Here is a 16,839-nt window from a genome sequence, read left to right as displayed (position 1 = left end):
TTGGTCGGAGCCGCCTCGGCGATCAGGGAGAATGGGCGGCATGAGTGTTCGTACCCAGTCATCCGAGCAGCCGGCCGACGCCGTTCACCGGGCCGGTTTCGCCTGCTTCGTGGGCCGGCCCAACGCGGGCAAGTCCACCCTCACGAACGCTCTGGTCGGGCAGAAGGTGGCGATCACCTCGAACCGGCCGCAGACCACCCGGCACACCGTGCGCGGCATCGTGCACCGGCCGGACGCGCAGCTCGTGCTGGTGGACACCCCGGGGCTGCACAAGCCCCGCACCCTGCTGGGGGAGCGGCTCAACGACGTCGTGCGGACCACCTGGGCCGAGGTCGACGTGATCGGGTTCTGCCTGCCCGCCGACCAGAAGATCGGCCCCGGCGACCGCTTCATCGCCAAGGAACTGGCCGGGATCAAGAAGACCCCCAAGATCGCCGTCGTCACCAAGACCGACCTGGTGGACAGCAAGGCGCTCGCCGAGCAGCTGATCGCCGTCGACCAGCTCGGCAAGGAGCTGGGCATCGCCTGGCAGGAGATCGTCCCGGTGTCGGCCACCGCCGGCCAGCAGGTCGACCTGCTCGCCGACCTGCTGATCCCGCTCATGCCGGAGGGCCCCGCCCTCTACCCCGAGGGCGACCTCACCGACGAGCCCGAGCAGGTCATGGTCGCCGAGCTGATCCGCGAGGCCGCCCTGGAGGGCGTGCGCGACGAGCTGCCGCACTCCATCGCCGTGGTCGTCGAGGAGATGCTGCCGCGCGAGGACCGCCCCGCCGACAAGCCGCTGCTCGACATCCACGCCAACCTCTACATCGAGCGCTCCAGCCAGAAGGGCATCGTCATCGGCCCCAAGGGCAAGCGCCTGAAGGACGTCGGCATCAAGTCCCGCAAGCAGATCGAGGCGCTCCTCGGAACGCCCGTCTTCCTGGACCTCCACGTCAAGGTCGCCAAGGACTGGCAGCGGGATCCGAAGCAGTTGCGGCGGCTCGGCTTCTAAGCGCCCCGCCGGCACCCGTGCTGCTCCTGCAGTAGCGCGCGGTACCAGCCGTACGACGCCTTCGGCGTCCGCCGCTGTGTGCCGAAGTCCACGTGGACCAGGCCGAAGCGGCGGCCGTACCCCTCCGCCCACTCGAAGTTGTCCAGCAGCGACCACACGAAGTAGCCGCGGACGTCCACCCCCGCCTCCACCGCCCGGTGCAGGGCGCGGACATGGCCGTCCAGGTAGGTGATGCGGTCGGCGTCGTCCAAGCCCTCGTACGCGCAGCCGTTCTCCGTGATGACCACCGGGGGGAGCCGGTCGCCGTAGCGCCCATGGAAGAGGGCGAGGAGTTCCGTGAGCGCCTCCGGCACCACCGGCCAGCCGAAGTCCGTCACCGGGTAGCCCTCGATCTCCCGTACGGAGAAGGGCAGTTCGGCCGGCATGCGGACGCCGCCGAACTCGATCTCCGCGCCCTGCGGCGCACCCACCCGCGTCGGCGCGTAGTAGTTGATCCCGTACCAGTCGATCGGCTCCGCGATGGTCTTCAGATCCGCCTCGACGTCGCCCGGCATCAGCTCACCGATGCCCTCCGGGTAGCGGCCGAGCAGCAGCGGGTCGGCGAACAGCCGGTTCAGCAGCGTGTCGTAGAAGTCCGCGGCCGCCACGTCCGCCTCGTCGTCCGAGGCCGGCCAGGTCGGGCCGTGGGAGTTCGCGATGCCGATGTCGAAGGCCCCGGCCGCGCGCAGCGCCCGTACCGCCAGGCCGTGCGCCAGCAGCTGGTGGTGCGCCACCGGCAGCGCGTCGAACAGCAGCGTCCGGCCCGGCGCGTGCACGCCCAGCGCATGGCCCAGCAGGGTGTGCTCGGCGGGCTCGTTGAGAGTGATCCACTTCGTCACCCGGTCGCCCAGCCGCGCGACGACCCCCGCCACATGCTCCGCGAACCGCTCCGCCGTGTCCCGCTCCAGCCAGTCCAGGTCCGCCGGCAGGTCCCAGTGGAACAGCGTCGGCACCGGCCGTACCCCCGCCGCCAGCAGGTCGTCGACCAGCCGGTCGTAGAAGTCCAGACCGCCCTCCGCCCGCACCCGGGGCCAGGACACCGAGAAGCGGTACGCGTCCACGCCCAGGTCCGCGAGCAGCGCCACGTCCTCGCGATGGCGGTGGACGTGGTCGCAGGCCACCGCCGCCGTCGAGCCGTCCCGCACCCTTCCCGGCTCGGCCGTGAAGACGTCCCACACCGACGGCTCGCGCGCGTCTACGGCCCCCTCGATCTGGTGCGCCGAGGTCGACACACCCCACAGGAAGCCGGCCGGGAAACGGGGGATCGGGTTCGTCGTCGCCATGGCCCGGATCATCCGCAGCGGGCCCGAGCCACGTCAACGCCCTGGCACGACAGGCTTGTTACGCGCCCTCCTTCAGCACCCGGCGGATCAGCGTCCGCTGTTCCGCCGTGAGCCCCGGGTCCGCGCAGTACACCGTCCTGCCGTCCACCGTGATCGTGTAGCTGAAACCGTCCGGGACCCCGGCCGGCGGAGCGGCCCGCCCGGCCGCCAGGGCCCGCTCGGCCAGGGCGTGCCATTCCGCCGCGTCGGACCGCCCCGAGGTGTCCACCTCGGCCTGCCGCTCGATCCCCGCGAAGCCGCCCGTGCGCCGCACCTGAATACGCATGGTCCGTGTCTAGTACGGAACTACAGCGTGCGCACCCCCACCCGCTCCCACGCCTTGGTCACGGCCACCAGCTCCGCGCCCTCCCCGTACCGGGCGCGCGCCGCCTGCACGGTGAGCGTCGCGAAGTCGGTGAACTGCGCGTTCTGGTCCAGCTCCCCGCCGGTCAGCACGTCGTACCAGATCAGTCCGGCGCGCTCCCAGGCGTGCCCGCCGAGGGTGGTGGCCGCCAGGTAGAACGCGTGGTTGGGGATGCCGGAGTTGATGTGCACGCCGCCGTTGTCCCGGCCGGTGCGGACGTAGTCGTCCATCGTCGCCGGCTGCGGGTCCTTGCCGAGCACGTCGTCGTCGTACGCCGTGCCCGGCTCCTTCATCGAGCGCAGCGCCTTGCCGGTGACGCGCGGGGCGAGCAGTCCCGCGCCGATCAGCCAGTCGGCCTCCTCGGCGGTCTGGCCCAGCGTGTACTGCTTGATGAGCGCGCCGAAGACGTCCGACACCGACTCGTTGAGCGCGCCCGACTGACCGAAGTAGTCGAGGTTCGCGGTGTACTGCGTGACGCCGTGGGCGAGTTCGTGACCGATGACGTCGACGGCGAGGGTGAAGTCGAGGAAGATCTCCCCGTCCCCGTCGCCGAACACCATCTGCTCGCCGTTCCAGAACGCGTTGTTGTAGTCGCGGTCGTAGTGCACGGTGGCGTCCAGCGGCAGCCCGCCGCCGTCGATGGAGTTCCGGCCGAACTCCTTCAGGAACAGGTCGAAGGTGGCGCCGAGACCGGCGTAGGCGCGGTTGACGGTGGCGTCCTGGCCGGGCTCCTCGCCCTCGCCGCGCGCCTTCTCGCCGGGCAGGTCGGTGCCGTGACCCGCGTCGTACACGGTGCGCTGCGGCTTGCCGGGCTCGGCCGCCGCCGCGCGCGTGGTGACGGCGGGCGCGCCGACCACCGTGGTCAGCCGGCGCTGGGTGCGCTCGTAGGCGTCGCGGCGCAGGGTGCGGCGCGCGGGGCCGTGGACCAAGGGGTCCTCGGCCTGGGAGAGCCGGTCGAGGACGTGCGGCGGGACGATGGTGCAGAAGACGGGCCCGTGGCCCCCGTTCGTCGTCATGCCGGAACCATCGCACTGAGTGACAGTGCTGTCACTACCCGCGACCATGACGGATGAATTTCCACGCGACAACGGCCCGCCGCCCGCTGGGGAAGTGGTATACAGCACTCTTTGTCCCCTTCGTCCCGCCGGTCCCGCATACTGATACGCAACCCCGCACGGTGGGCGACTCGGATAAGCTGCGGAGCATCATGCACTTCGGGCTGCTTCTCCTTAGCTGCCGCGGTGAGGGTCTGCGTTAGAGGCCGACCCCCTCCCCGCGGAGTTTGGCGCTGCGCCGTCGGCCGTCCCCAGGACATTCCGCGGACCATCGAGGAGCCCCCGCATCATGGCGAACCGCCAGCAGCCCAGCCCCATGCCGATCCACAAGTACGGCCGGTACGAGCAGGTCGGCATCCCCGACCGCACCTGGCCCGAGAAGCGGATCACCACCGCGCCCCGCTGGCTCTCCACCGACCTGCGTGACGGCAACCAGGCCCTGATCGACCCCATGTCGCCCGCGCGCAAGCGCGCCATGTTCGACCTGCTGGTACGGATGGGCTACAAGGAGATCGAGGTCGGCTTCCCCGCCTCCGGCCAGACCGACTACGACTTCGTCCGCTCCATCGTCGAGGACCCGGACGCCATCCCCGACGACGTCACCATCTCCGTGCTGACCCAGGCCCGCGAGGACCTGATCGAGCGCACGGTGGAGTCCCTGAAGGGCGCCAAGCGGGCCACCGTCCACCTGTACAACGCCACCGCGCCCGTCTTCCGCCGCGTGGTCTTCCGCGGCTCCAAGGACGACATCAAGCAGATCGCCGTCGACGGCACCCGCCTGGTGATGGAGTACGCGGAGAAGCTGCTGGGCCCCGAGACCGAATTCGGCTACCAGTACAGCCCGGAGATCTTCACCGACACCGAACTGGACTTCGCGCTGGAGGTCTGCGAGGCGGTGATGGACGTCTACCAGCCCGGTCCCGGCCGCGAGATCATCCTCAACCTGCCCGCCACCGTGGAGCGTTCGACGCCGTCCACGCACGCCGACCGCTTCGAGTGGATGCACCGCAACCTCTCCCGGCGCGAGTACGTCTGCCTGTCCGTCCACCCGCACAACGACCGCGGCACCGCCGTCGCCGCCGCCGAGCTGGCGCTGATGGCCGGCGCCGACCGCGTCGAGGGCTGCCTGTTCGGGCAGGGCGAGCGCACCGGCAACGTCGACCTGGTCACCCTGGGCATGAACCTGTTCTCGCAGGGCGTCGACCCGCAGATCGACTTCTCCGACATCGACGAGATCCGTCGTACGTGGGAGTACTGCAACCAGATGGAGGTCCACCCGCGCCACCCGTACGTGGGCGACCTGGTCTACACGTCCTTCTCCGGCTCCCACCAGGACGCCATCAAGAAGGGCTTCGACGCCATGGAGGCCGAGGCCAAGGCCAAGGGCGTCACCGTCGACGACCTCGAGTGGGCCGTGCCGTACCTGCCGATCGACCCCAAGGACGTCGGCCGCTCCTACGAGGCGGTCATCCGGGTCAACTCGCAGTCCGGCAAGGGCGGTGTGGCGTACGTCCTGAAGAACGACCACAAGCTGGAGCTGCCGCGCCGGATGCAGATCGAGTTCTCGAAGATCATCCAGGCCAAGACGGACGCCGAGGGCGGCGAGATCACCCCGGCCGACATCTGGGCGGTCTTCCAGGACGAGTACCTGCCCAACCCGCACAACCCGTGGGGCCGCATCCAGGTCGCCGGCGGCCAGAGCACCACCGACCACGACGGTGTGGACACCCTCACCGTCCAGGCCACGGTCGACGGCCAGGAGACCACCCTGGTCGGCACCGGCAACGGTCCGATCTCGGCCTTCTTCGACGCCCTCCAGGGCATCGGCATCGACGTACGCCTGCTGGACTACCAGGAGCACACCATGAGCGAGGGCGCCTCCGCGCAGGCCGCCTCGTATATCGAGTGCGCCATCGGCGACAAGGTGCTGTGGGGCATCGGGATCGACGCGAACACCACCCGCGCCTCGCTGAAGGCGGTCGTCTCCGCCGTCAACCGCGCGGCGCGCTGATCAGCCGGTCGGGGTGAACCCGGGGCCCCGTCCGCCGTCACCGGCGGGCGGGGCCCCGGCGTCGGTTACCGGCCAATCACTGTGATGGTCACGGAAAGGTCTCGTCCCGGGTACTGACTCCGCCTCCCGGATGTGGCTAACATCACGCAAGCGCGGCGACGGAGCTGTGTGGCGTTGATGGAGGTGCGACGTGCTGCCAGAACGGGGACCCGACGGCCGTACCGCTGCCGCCCGGCGTGCGCGCCGCCTGGTCGGCACCCGCACCGCGTGGACCGCCGTCGGCGACGGGGAGTTCTTCTGCCCCAGCTGCGGCGGCGACCGCAACTACCAGCGGCTCACCGGCCGCCGCCGGTTCACCGTGCTGGGCGTGCCCGTGCTGCCGCGCGGGGTGTGCGCGCCGACCGTGGAGTGCGCCGCCTGCCGCGGCCACTTCGGCACCGACGTGCTGGACCACCCCACCACCACCCGCTTCTCCGCGATGCTGCGGGACGCCGTCCACACCGTCGCCCTCGCCGTGCTCGCCGCGGGCGGCACCTGCTCCCGCGCCGCCCTGGAGACCGCCGCGGCCGGGGTGCGCGCCGCCGGCTTCGAGGACTGCACGGAGGAGCAGCTGGCCGCGCTGGTCGAGGCGCTGGAGGCGGACACCGGCCGGTTCACCGGCGAGCCCTGCGTGGCGGGGCTGTCCATCGAACTGCACGAGGCCCTGGACCCGCTGGCCCCGCACCTCGCCGCGCCCGGCCGTGAGTCGATCCTGCTGCAGGGCGCCCGGATCGCCCTGGCCGACGGCCCGTACACCCCCGCGGAACGCGACGCCCTCGCCACGGTGGGCGCGGCCCTCACCATCTGCTCCGACGACGTCGGCCGCCTGCTGGCCGCGGCACGGACGCCGTCCTGAAGCGACGGCCCGTCTAGCACAGCTCCAATCGCATGATCCGCCGGTGCTCGCCCGGACCGAAGTAGTCCCTGCGGAGGCCGTCGTCCGGCTCCTCCGGGCTGAAGCCGAGGGAGCGGTAGAGCAGGATCGCGGCCCGGTTGGCGGGCTCCACCGTCAGCCGCACCGTCTCGGTCCCGTCACGGCGCAGCCGCTTCAGGATCTCCGTCATCAGCTCCCGGCCGAGCCCGTGCCGGCGGTCCCCCTCGGTCACGCACAGGCCGAGGATCCAGCTGTCCCGGCTGAACGCGGTGGTGGCGGCCAGGACGTAGCCGCGCAGCCCGCCCGCGCCGTCGTCCAGCACCAGGAAGTGCTCGGCGTAGACGTCGTACAGCTGGCGGAGCAGGAAGGCGGGATAGGCGACCTCCTGGAACACCTCCTCGTCGAGCCGGCGCAGCTCGGGCAGATCGGACTCCAGGGCCCCCCGCAGGACCAGATGCCCGGGCGCCCGGAACCCGTCGGGTTCCGCGAGTCGCCCGTGCCGGTCCAAGGTGCGCTCCAGCGGTTCGGCGGTCATGCCACCCCCCAGTCGGGACATGCGGATGCGTCAACGCGAAGACACCGGCGTTCACCCGGAAGGGATTGCTGCTTCCGGTGGCGGCCGGTGGCGTCTTCTGGCTAGAGTGAGCCGTCAACTCACCGCGTGCAAGGGCGAGTTCAGGGGTGCACGGATCACCGGCGTGCGCCTGCCGTGCGCCCGTCGACGGGGAACGGCGTGTTCCTGGCTGTCTCGGCGTGCCACTTCGGCCTACCGTGCGAGAACCGGAGATGCTGCTCCACCTGCCGACGTTCAGCGGAACGGCGCAGACAGGGCACACGGTCTTGTCCGACACTGAATGGAACGCGGCAGGGTGATGATGGACCGTAACGCCGACGCCCCGTGGTCGAAGTTCGATCCTGAGGCCTACGTCGACGCCAACTACCGCAGCCCTCTCGAGGTCGATCTGCTGATCGTGCGGCTGATGCGCGACTACTTCGGCAAGTGCTTCGAGGACGACGCCCCGCGCACGGGCCGCGGCGTCGACGTCGGCGCGGGGGCCAACCTCTACCCGGCGCTGTCCATGCTGCCCTGGTGCGAGAAGATCCTGCTCCTGGAGTACGCGCAGCCGAACGTGGAGTACCTGGAGAAGCAGGCGTCCCCCGCCGGGTTCGACACCGTCTGGGACCCCTTCTGGGACCAGCTGCGCGAGCACCCCGCCTACGCGGCCGTCGAGCCCCGCGGCCGGTTCGGCGAGATCGTCCGCGTCGAGCGGGCGAACCTCCTCGACCTCGACGGCCAGCGCCGCTGGGACATCGGCACCATGTTCTTCGTCGCCGACTCCATGTCCGAGTGCCCCGACGAGTTCCGCCGCGGCGTCACCTGCTTCATGGACGCGCTGAACGAGGGCGCGCCGTTCGCCGCCGCCTTCATGAAGGAGTCCGTCGGCTACCGGGTGGGCGACCATCGCTATCCGGCCTACCGGGTCAACGAGGAGCGGGTCCGCGAGAGCCTGAACGACTGGGCCGACGACCTGGAGATCCACGATCTGCACCACATGGTGCGCGAGGGGCACGAGGGCATCATCCTCGCCTTGGGGCGGCGGAATTCGGCGATTGCGGACACGTAGGAACGGGGACCATGTCTGCACACGGTCTGTACGAGGGGTAGGGGGATGCAGATCAAGCCACGCCAGCATCTGCTGGACATCTGGCGGGCCGCGGCCCGCCACTCGTTCGACGACGGCAAGCTCGTGTGGGGGGACACCGACGGGCTGAGTAGTGTCGCGGACGCCGAGCGGCTGCTCTGCCTGCTGTACCCCGCCACCGAGATCCCCGCGTTCCGCCTGGACCAGCCCGACACCAGCGAACGGGACGTGCTCCAGGCGCTGGAGCGCGTCGGCAGCCGGCTGGAGATCCCGCCGAACCTGATCACCGCGCTGACCCAGTTCATGCGCACCCACACCGGTCCCGACGACTCCCCCACCTTCGCCGGCGGACCGTACTTCAAACCCGTCGACCCGCAAACGGAACTGACGTACGAGCAGGGCAAGTTAGGCGTCGTCGACTCCTACTCGATGTCCGTCACGCTCTGCCTGGCGACCCTCGGCTTCCTCAAGGTCTACGAGAACAGCACCACCCGCCCCGAAGTGCGCCGGGCGCTCGGCGAACTCCGCGAGGCCACCAATCTGCGGCTCACCGCCGCCATGATCAGCCTGCTGCGCTCCTTCACCGTCAACGTCTTCGACGCCGAGTCCGAACAGGGCCGGCGGCTGATCCAGGTCATCGGCCAGAACCGGCACTCCGACCGGGCCGTCCTCCAGCAGTTCGCCCGCCGCTTCCGGCCGCTGCGCGCCACCATCATCGAGAGCCTCAGCCGCGGCATCCAGGTCGACGAGTCCATCCGCGACGAGAGCCAGCTCTTCGAGTGCGGCTGGGCCTGGGGCGTCGTCAAGGACGCCCCCAGAATCACCGACCTGGACACCCAGGTGCCCGGCCAGCCCGACGGCATCGCCGACCGGCTGCCGTACGTGTACTTCACCGTCGTCGCCCTCGACGGCATCCAGGACCTCTTCTCCGAGCGCACCCTCACCCTCGGACTGCTCGACGCCGACCAGCAGAAACTCGCCGAGGCGCTGCGGCTGCGCTGGGAGCTGAGCCAGCAGTACTGGTCGGCCGTCGCCCGCTTCGGCACCGAGCGCTGGCCCCTGGAGGACCTGCCCTGGCAGACCACCGGACTGCGCCTGGAGTCCGAGTACTTCTCGCTCACCGTCGCGGCCATCCTCGTCCACGACCTGGTGCGCCGCAGGGCCACCGACGACGACCTCACCCGCACCGTCTCCATCATGGAGCGGCTCGCCGACCGCGGCCGCGTCACCAGCCGCATGACCAGGAACGACCCGGTGGTCCGGCTGCACGACCCGGGCGTGCTGATGCCGCTCGCCGGGTCCGAGCGCTCCGGGTCGCTGCTCCAGTGGCGGATGACCGACTTCTCCGCCCAGCTGCTCAAGCGGACCGTGCAGCTCGCCGAGCTGTCCCGGAACATCGAGGCGCAGGACCGGCTGCTGCGCCTCGCCGAGCAGACCTTCGAGCACCTGTGGAGCCGCAGGATCGAGGACGGCCACGGCGCCGGCCTCTGGGACGACGTACGCGCCGTCTTCCCGGACGCCAAGGGCGTCAACCGCCGCCTGTCCTGGAGCGTCACCGAACGCGTCACCGAGTGCCTGGTCGCCGCCCGCAACCTCTACGAGCAGGAGCCCATCCGCAGTCCCGACCTGGCCGACCTCGCCCGGGACCTGCTCAGCGAGGCCACGCACCTGTTCGGCAGGGAGCAGCTGGAGGCGTCCACCGGCGACGACGGCAGCCGCGCCCGGGCGATGCGGAGCATAGAGAACCGGCTGGACCACGCCCGCGGCCTGGTCGACGAGCGGCCCGCCACCGCCTTCGCGCTCGCCCTGCCCGTCCTGCGGGAACTCGACACCCTGGCCCAGGCCCGGGACGCCGCCGCACAGGAGGGCTGAGCCGTGCTCGTCTTCGCCGCCTCCGACAAGGGAGGCACGGGCCGCTCGGTCACCAGCGCCAACCTGGCCTACCAGCGCGCCCTCGTCGGCGACCACGTCGCCTACGTCGACTTCGACTTCGGCTCGCCCACCGCCGCCGCCGTGTTCGACGTGCCCAGCGCCCTGCGCGGCACCGAGGAGCGGGGCCTGCACTCCTACCTGGAGGGCGAGGTCACCGAACCGGCCAGCATCGACATCTGGCGGCAGACCGAGCACCCGGTGCTGCGCGCCCGGCAGAACCAGTCCGGGCGGCTCGTCCTCTACCCCGGCGACGCGGGCGGCGGCGAGTTCGCCACCGGCGAGGAGGCGCTGGAGCGCTGCATCGACCTGCTGCTGCGGCTCAACAGCGAGTTCGACCTGGTCATGGTGGACCTCAGCGCCGGCCGCAGCTACGCCGTCGACCTGGTCCTCGCGGCCACCGCGCACCCCCGGATGCGCCATGTCGCCTACCGCTGGCTGGTGTTCCACCGCTGGACCCGGCAGCACGTCATCGCCGCCGCGGGACTGGTGCACAAGGAGAACGGCATCCTCCGCAGCGGCGTCGACCGCGGGCACGACGAGGCGACCCTCCAGGGCAACATCCGCTTCGTGCGGGCCGCCGTGCCCGACCCGGAGTCGGCCATGTGGGCGCAGGGCTCGCCCGCCCAGGCCGCCTGGATGCAGTCCTGCAACAGGGCGCTGCGCCGGCTCGCCTCCGACCAGTACATCGGCGACAGCGTGGTGCTCGGCACCGTGCCGCTGGAGCCGATCCTGCAGTGGCGGGAGCAGCTGATCACCGAGGAGGACGTCCTCGCCACCCAGATCGCCAACAAGGAGACGCTGGAGGCGCTCGAGGAGATCGCCCGGCGGCTCACCGACGACGCGTACTGGGGGCTGCCATGACCGAAGCGGTGTTCCGTGAGACCACCGCCGAACCCCGCACCCAGGCGGTGCCGCTGTCCCACCTCTCCCTGGAGCTGGGGCACCTGTACATGGAGGACTTCGAGGCGGGGCCCGAGCATCTGCGGCGGCACTTCGCGCGGGTCCGTCCCTGGGCGGAGGCCGCCCGTGCCTTCGCCGCCGACCGGGCCGGCGGGCGGCGCGCCCGGATCAGCACCTGCTTCCTGATCGACGACTACTTCACCCGGTTCGCGAGCCCCGCCGAGGTCGTCCCCATGCTGCTGGCGGAGGCCGAGCGCGCGGGGCTGGCCGTCGACTACCTGGCCCGCGAGTCCTGCTGCGCCGTCAGCGGGAAGGTGCCCGTCGCGGAGGCGGTGGCCGGGCGGCTCGTCGAGGAACCGCCGCCCGGCAGCTACGGCCACCGGCCGCCCGCCGCGCAGACCGGCTGGCTGGCCAACGGCGTGCGCAGCCCCACCGTCCGCGCCCCGCAGGCGATGCGGAAGGCCGCCGCCTGGGAGCCGCCCCGCGAGACCGCCGCCCGCCGCCACTCCGTGTTCCTCGACGTCGAGCTGTGGAGCGAGACGCCCGAAGGGGAGCGCCTCTGGTCCTGCCCCTTCCTGGCCGCGGTGTGGCAGCTCGCCCGCCTCGGGCTGCTGCGCCACCAGGGCGAGGCCGTCTTCGACCCGAGGCCGCACACCGGCGCGTTCCCCGACGACTGGGACGACCTGCCGCCGCTGGTGCGGCTCAACCCGCGGGCGGACCCGTTCGCCGCCTACCGCACCTGCTCGGTGCTGCCCAGCCGCTTCCTGCCCGTCGAGCACGCCGTGCGGGTCGTCCTCGACCAGACGGACGTGGACCGGGACGCCCTGCGCCAGGTCGCCGAGCGGTCCGCGGGCGAGGGCGTGCCCGTCCCCGGCCCGGTCGCCGACCGCGTCTCCTACGTCTTCTGCGAGGAGACCTGAGATGCCGGCCGCGACCAGGACAGCCCCCGGTGCGCGGCCCGGCACCGCCGCGCCGCGCACCGTGCTGGCCTGCGGCGAGGTCCGCACCTGCCTGCTGCCCGCCGGGCAGGCCCTCGACAGCCGCGCCGCCGCCCAGCTGCTGCGGCTGCGCGCCGACGAGCGGGTCCTGGTGTCCGAGCGCCCCAACCTCTACGGGCGCTCCCCGGACATCCTCACCGGCGTCGACTGCCCGCTGCCCAGCGCCAACGGCGCCCGGGTCCGCGCCGTCGGCACGGTCGCCGCGCGGGCCGCGCTCACCGAGGGACGCGTGCTGCAGACCTCCGCGTACTTCACCCTCCCCGCCTCCGGGCCCGACCACCGCCGGCCCTGGGGCGACTACCTGGTGCGGCCCGGACTGGTCGAGCCGCTGGGGAAGCTGCCGTGCGACGCGGTCGCCGCCGGACTGCTCGACGGCGGACGCCACGGCGACCTCGACGTGGGCCTGATCGCCGGGGGACTGCTCACCCGGCTGCTGCGGCACCCGCTGCTCGACCAGCGGCCGCCGCTGAGGTCCCGGCAGACCCGGCTGCGCTGGGTGGCGCTGACGGCGCCGCCGGGCGAGGCCCCGGCCCTGGAGCGGTTCACCCTCGCCGAGGACGAGCTGCGCACCGTGCGGCTGCGGGTCCCGGAGGACATCCCCGCCGCCGATCTGGCCGGCCTCTGCGACGACCTGGCCCTGCACGACTGGCTGCTGACCACGCTGGTCCGCGTCCTCGACGGCATCCGTCTCGGCCCGGCCGCGCCCGGACCCTGGCCCCGTGCCGCTGCGGACGGCGCACTGCCGCCGGTGGTCAGGGCGTTGCGGCCGGCCGTCGACCATCTGCTGCACCTGTGGATGCCGCGGGCCCGGGTGTCCGGGGAGCTGGCCCCGCTGTGGGAGGCGCTGGAGGAGCGGCCCGGGTTCACCCGGCAGTGGCTCGCCCTGGTGCAGCGCGTCCGCGACCAGCTCACCCTGCACGCGATCCCGCCCGTGCACCGGGAGGTGGAGCCCGCGCCCTGAACGCGCCCCGACCCGACCCCTGCCCGCGAGACGCCCACCAGCCGTGAGCGGCCTCGTCCGGACCCCCACGCACATTCCGCATCCCGAACCGACGTGTTTCCCAACGGGGGGAGAAGCGAGATGAGCACGGCACAGACACCTCAGCCCGACGCCACGGCCGGCCCGCCGGGCGCGGCGGGCACACCCGAACACCTCGAGGACCGGACGCCGGAGACGTCCGGCGCCCCCGACACGCCCGCGGCCCGTCCGGCCGAGCGCGCCGACCCCGTCCCGTGGCGGCGCAGGCTGCTGGTGGGCCTGGTCGCCGGACTGCTCGCCTGGGGCCTCGCCGCGCTGCTCAGCCCGGAGGACGGCGCGGCTCGGCAGCTCGGCGCCGCCGCCCTGGTCGCCGTCGCCGCCGTCGCCGTCCAGCACCTCGTCCTGGTCCCGGACCGGGCGGCCGAGGAGCGGGCCCGGCGCGCGGAGAGCCTGCTGGCGGAGACCGCGGCCACCGTGCGCGGCGGCTTACGGCGCTACGACGAACTCCAGCACGGGCTGACCCGGCACACCGAGGACATGAAGCAGCTCGTCGAGACGCGCCTGGTGCCCCCGCCCCGGCCGGCCGAGCCCGAACCGCCGGCGCCGCCCCTGGTGCGCATCGAATCCGTGTCCGACCTGGCCGCCAACTTCGCCGAGGTCCTCTCGCCCGGCCTGCCGATCCTCTCCACCTTCGTCCGGCTGGAGATGCAGCGGGTGATCGGGCACCTGAGCGACCTCACCACCCTCACCGCGGAGTGCCCGGGCGAGAACCACGACTGGATGCTCACCCTCACCCGGGCCGCGGAGAAGTCCATCTGCGCCACCAGCACCTCCGTGGACCGGACGTTCTGGAACAGCGAGCCCGCCAGCCGCTATCTGCACGCCCAGGCGGAGGCGATCGAACAGGGCGTCCCGGTGCGCCGGCTGTTCCTGCTGGAGAGCGCCCGGGAGCTGGACGACCGGCTGCTGCGGCTGTGCGAGGAGCAGCAGGTGCTGCACATCGAGGTGCGCGTGGCGGTCCTGCCGGAGCTGCCGCCGCACCTGCTGCGCGGCACCACCAACGACTTCATCGTGTACGACGAGGCGGTGTCCTTCGAGATCGACCAGGACCTGCGCGACGTCAACATCCGGACCCGGCTGATTGCCCGTCAGGACCATGTGCACGACCGGATGAAGCGCTTCCGTGAACTGTGGGAGGCCGGCATGAGCCTGCGCGAGCTGGAGGTCCGGGTCGACGACGAGGAGGACGGCACCTGGATGGTCGACCGGGGCTGACCTCCCGCCGGTCCCCGCCGTTACTCCCGGGGGAGTAACGGCCGCCCTCCGGCCGCCCGCCGCAGTACCCGCCGTTTCGGTCTCGCGCCTGACGTTTCGGCTCCCCGCCGCCGGAAGGCTGGACAGCGATCCAGACGACCGGACCGGAGGGGAGCCGAGGCCATGAGGCCAGTCAGGACAGGCACACGGGGGCGGCGGGCCGTGCCCTGGGCGGTGGCGGGGCTGTGGGTGGCGGCGCTGGTGCTGCTCCTGCCGCTCGCCGGCAAGTTCGCCGACGTGCAGCAGAACCGGGCGGTCGACTACCTGCCCGACGGCGCCGACTCGACGCAGGTGGCGCGCGTCCAGGACGAGCTGCCCGGCGGCGAGTCCACCGACCTGGTGGTGGTCTACCACCGCGACGGCGGGCTGACGGCCGCCGACCGGGAGGCGGCCGCCGCGCAGATCGCCGACGTGGAGCGGGAGTTCGAGCTGTCGGACGTGCCGCGGGGCGTTCCCTCCGCGGACGGCAGCACGCTGATGTACCCGGTCTCCAGCACGCGGCCCGGGCAGGACGAGGAGGCGCAGCTCGCCTTCGTCGACGGGGTGCGGGAGACCGTCGGGGGGTCGGGCCGACTGAGCGTCGAGGTCGGTGGGCCCGGGGCGGTCGGCGCCGACATGGACGAGGTGTTCGAGACCATCGACGGCACGCTGCTGACGGCCACGCTCGGCGTGGTCACCGTGCTGCTGGTGCTGATCTACCGCAGTCCGTTCCTGTGGCTGGTGCCGCTCGCCGTGGCCGGCGCCGCGACCGTCCTGGCGATGGCCGCCGCGTACGGGACGCACGAGCTGTTCGGCATCACGATCACCGGACAGAGCGGCGGCATCATGACCGTCCTCGTGCTCGGCGCCGGGACCGACTACGCGCTGCTGCTGGTCTCCCGCTACCGGGAGGAACTCCGCCGCCACGAGCGGCCGTACGACGCCATGCGGGCCGCCCTGCGCGGCTGCGGTCCCGCCGTGCTCGCCTCCTCCGGCACGGTCGCCGCCGGACTGCTGTGCCTGCTCGCCGCCGACCTGAACAGCAGCAGCGGCATGGGGCCCGTCGGCGTGGTCGGGGTGCTCGCCGCGCTGGTCGCGATGACGACGCTGCTGCCCGCCGTCCTGGTGCTGCTCGGGCGGCGCGTGTTCTGGCCGCTGATCCCGGCCTACGGCAGTACGCCGAAGGCACGGCGGTCGCTGTTCGCCGCCATGGGCACGTCCGCCACCCGCAGGCCCGCGGCCGTCCTGACCGGCGGCGCGGTGCTCCTCGGCGCGCTCGCCCTGGGCACGCTCAACCTGGGCGGCGACCTCCGGCAGGAGGACGCCTTCACCGACCGGCCCGAGTCCGTCGGCGCGATGCGCACACTGGCGGAGGAGTACCCGGAGCGCGGCGCCCAGCCGATCACCGTGATCGCGCCCGTCGAGGACGCCGACGAGGTCGTGGAGCGGGTCCGGGGGACGGAGGGCGTCGCCGAGGCCACCGCGGGACGGGCCGGCGACGCCTGGGCCGAGATCACCGTGTTCGCCACCGCGCCGCCGGAGTCGGCGGGGGAGACCCGCACCATCGAGGCCCTGCGCGACACGCTCGACGGCACCGGCGCCCATGTCGGCGGGCCCAGCGCGGAGCGGCTCGACCTCGCCCGCAGCGAGGCGCGGGACCGCGCGGTGATCGTGCCGCTGGTGCTGGCCGCGGTGTTCCTGATCCTGGTCGTCCTGCTGCGCAGCCTTATCGCCCCGCTGCTGCTGCTCGGCGCGGTGGTCGCCGTCTGGGGCGCGGCGCTCGGCATCGGCGGGCTGGTCTTCGGGCCGCTGCTCGGCTTCGCCGGCACCGACCCCGCGATCGGGCTGCTGTCCTTCGTGTTCCTGGTGGCCCTCGGCGTCGACTACGGCATCTTCCTCATGCACCGCATGCGGGAGGAGTCCCTGAACGGCGCCGAACCCGAGGCGGCCGCCCTCACCGCGCTGCGCACCACGGGCGGGGTCATCGCCTCCGCGGGCCTCGTGCTCGCCGCGACGTTCGCGGTGCTCACCACGCTGCCCCTGGTCGCGATGGTCGAACTCGGCCTCGTCATCGCCGTCGGCGTCCTCCTCGACACCTTCCTGGTCCGCACCTACCTGGTCACCACGGCGAGCGTGCTGCTGGGCCGCCGGATGTGGTGGCCGGGCGCGCTGTCCCGCACGCCCGAGCCGGAGCGCGGTGAGCGGCAGCCGGAGCCGGTGTGATCCGCCCGTACGACCGTGACAGGGCGCCCCTCCCTCCCGGAGGGGCGCCCTCCTCCCCGAGGATGGACCCCGTGCACCCGACGACAGCACAGGCAGCCGAACCCTCCCGGACCGGGGGCTCCCGTGACCGGGGCTCCGGAACCGCGGACTCCGGGCCTGCGGGCTCCGGAAAC

14 protein-coding genes are annotated in these 16,839 nt (G+C 72.5%); 10 read left to right on the top strand and 4 right to left on the bottom strand.

The genetic code is table 11. From position 1 onward, the window contains the following. The first annotated feature begins 40 nt into the window (after window positions 1–40). Window positions 41–994, top strand: coding sequence for a GTPase Era (gene era / locus ACP7TJ_RS10345; RefSeq protein WP_093764855.1), 954 nt, complete (start codon window positions 41–43; stop codon window positions 992–994). Here the strand turns inward: era and ACP7TJ_RS10340 are convergent. The 3 genes from ACP7TJ_RS10340 to ACP7TJ_RS10330 are packed head-to-tail and all read right to left on the bottom strand — an operon-like array spanning window position 991 to window position 3,735. Continuing rightward, a complete protein-coding gene (locus ACP7TJ_RS10340) occupies window positions 991–2,316 on the bottom strand; it encodes a GH1 family beta-glucosidase (RefSeq protein ID WP_367495046.1) in 1,326 nt (441 codons plus the stop codon). The two genes, era and ACP7TJ_RS10340, sit on opposite strands and share 4 nt — an antisense overlap. A gap of 58 nt (window positions 2,317–2,374) precedes the next feature. Continuing rightward, window positions 2,375–2,641, bottom strand: coding sequence for a protealysin inhibitor emfourin (locus ACP7TJ_RS10335; protein WP_093764802.1), 267 nt, complete (start codon window positions 2,639–2,641; stop codon window positions 2,375–2,377). Between the two features lie 20 nt (window positions 2,642–2,661). Then, window positions 2,662–3,735, bottom strand: a complete 1,074-nt coding sequence (locus ACP7TJ_RS10330) for a M4 family metallopeptidase (RefSeq protein WP_167743167.1) — start codon at window positions 3,733–3,735, stop codon at window positions 2,662–2,664. A 328-nt stretch (window positions 3,736–4,063) separates the two neighbouring features. Between ACP7TJ_RS10330 and leuA the strand changes: the two genes are divergently transcribed. Beyond that, window positions 4,064–5,785, top strand: a complete 1,722-nt coding sequence (gene leuA / locus ACP7TJ_RS10325) for a 2-isopropylmalate synthase (protein ID WP_167743165.1) — start codon at window positions 4,064–4,066, stop codon at window positions 5,783–5,785. A 190-nt stretch (window positions 5,786–5,975) separates the two neighbouring features. After that, window positions 5,976–6,680: a TerB family tellurite resistance protein gene (locus tag ACP7TJ_RS10320; protein ID WP_093764799.1), complete on the top strand. Its 705-nt coding sequence runs from the start codon at window positions 5,976–5,978 to the stop codon at window positions 6,678–6,680. Window positions 6,681–6,693: 13 nt separating this feature from the next. Here ACP7TJ_RS10320 and ACP7TJ_RS10315 read toward each other — a convergent pair whose 3' ends face one another. After that, window positions 6,694–7,233, bottom strand: a complete 540-nt coding sequence (locus tag ACP7TJ_RS10315; protein WP_093764798.1) for a GNAT family N-acetyltransferase — start codon at window positions 7,231–7,233, stop codon at window positions 6,694–6,696. A gap of 337 nt (window positions 7,234–7,570) precedes the next feature. Here ACP7TJ_RS10315 and ACP7TJ_RS10310 point away from each other — a divergent pair, with 337 nt between their 5' ends. From ACP7TJ_RS10310 to ACP7TJ_RS10280, 7 genes are all read left to right on the top strand, one after another. Continuing rightward, a complete protein-coding gene (locus ACP7TJ_RS10310) occupies window positions 7,571–8,323 on the top strand; it encodes an SCO2525 family SAM-dependent methyltransferase (RefSeq protein ID WP_167743163.1) in 753 nt (250 codons plus the stop codon). A 45-nt stretch (window positions 8,324–8,368) separates the two neighbouring features. Beyond that, the gene (locus tag ACP7TJ_RS10305; RefSeq protein WP_093764796.1) at window positions 8,369–10,213 is read left to right on the top strand and encodes an SCO2524 family protein; all 1,845 of its coding nucleotides are present in this window, start codon (window positions 8,369–8,371) and stop codon (window positions 10,211–10,213) included. Window positions 10,214–10,216: 3 nt separating this feature from the next. Beyond that, window positions 10,217–11,134 (top strand): SCO2523 family variant P-loop protein, encoded by a 918-nt coding sequence (locus ACP7TJ_RS10300; protein WP_093764795.1) that lies wholly within the window; start codon window positions 10,217–10,219, stop codon window positions 11,132–11,134. Continuing rightward, window positions 11,131–12,093 carry an SCO2522 family protein gene (locus tag ACP7TJ_RS10295; protein ID WP_266396881.1) on the top strand — a complete coding sequence of 321 codons (963 nt, stop codon included), beginning with the start codon at window positions 11,131–11,133 and terminating at the stop codon, window positions 12,091–12,093. Before ACP7TJ_RS10300 ends, ACP7TJ_RS10295 begins: the two co-directional genes overlap by 4 nt. A 1-nt stretch (window position 12,094) precedes the next feature. Continuing rightward, on the top strand, window positions 12,095–13,132 hold the full coding sequence (locus tag ACP7TJ_RS10290) for an SCO2521 family protein (RefSeq protein WP_093764793.1): 1,038 nt from the start codon (window positions 12,095–12,097) through the stop codon (window positions 13,130–13,132). 120 nt (window positions 13,133–13,252) lie between these two features. Beyond that, window positions 13,253–14,425 carry a hypothetical protein gene (locus ACP7TJ_RS10285; protein ID WP_266396878.1) on the top strand — a complete coding sequence of 391 codons (1,173 nt, stop codon included), beginning with the start codon at window positions 13,253–13,255 and terminating at the stop codon, window positions 14,423–14,425. 162 nt (window positions 14,426–14,587) lie between these two features. Next, entirely contained in the window at window positions 14,588–16,666 is a 2,079-nt protein-coding gene (locus ACP7TJ_RS10280) for an MMPL family transporter (protein ID WP_427762885.1), read from the top strand. Window positions 16,667–16,839 lie beyond the last annotated feature (173 nt).

It is taken from the genome of Streptomyces sp. DSM 41931, assembly GCF_050271085.1.
GTDB lineage: Bacteria > Actinomycetota > Actinomycetes > Streptomycetales > Streptomycetaceae > Streptomyces > Streptomyces albogriseolus.
Note: the sequence above shows the minus strand (reverse complement) of the source record. Positions and strands in the feature narration are given on the sequence as shown.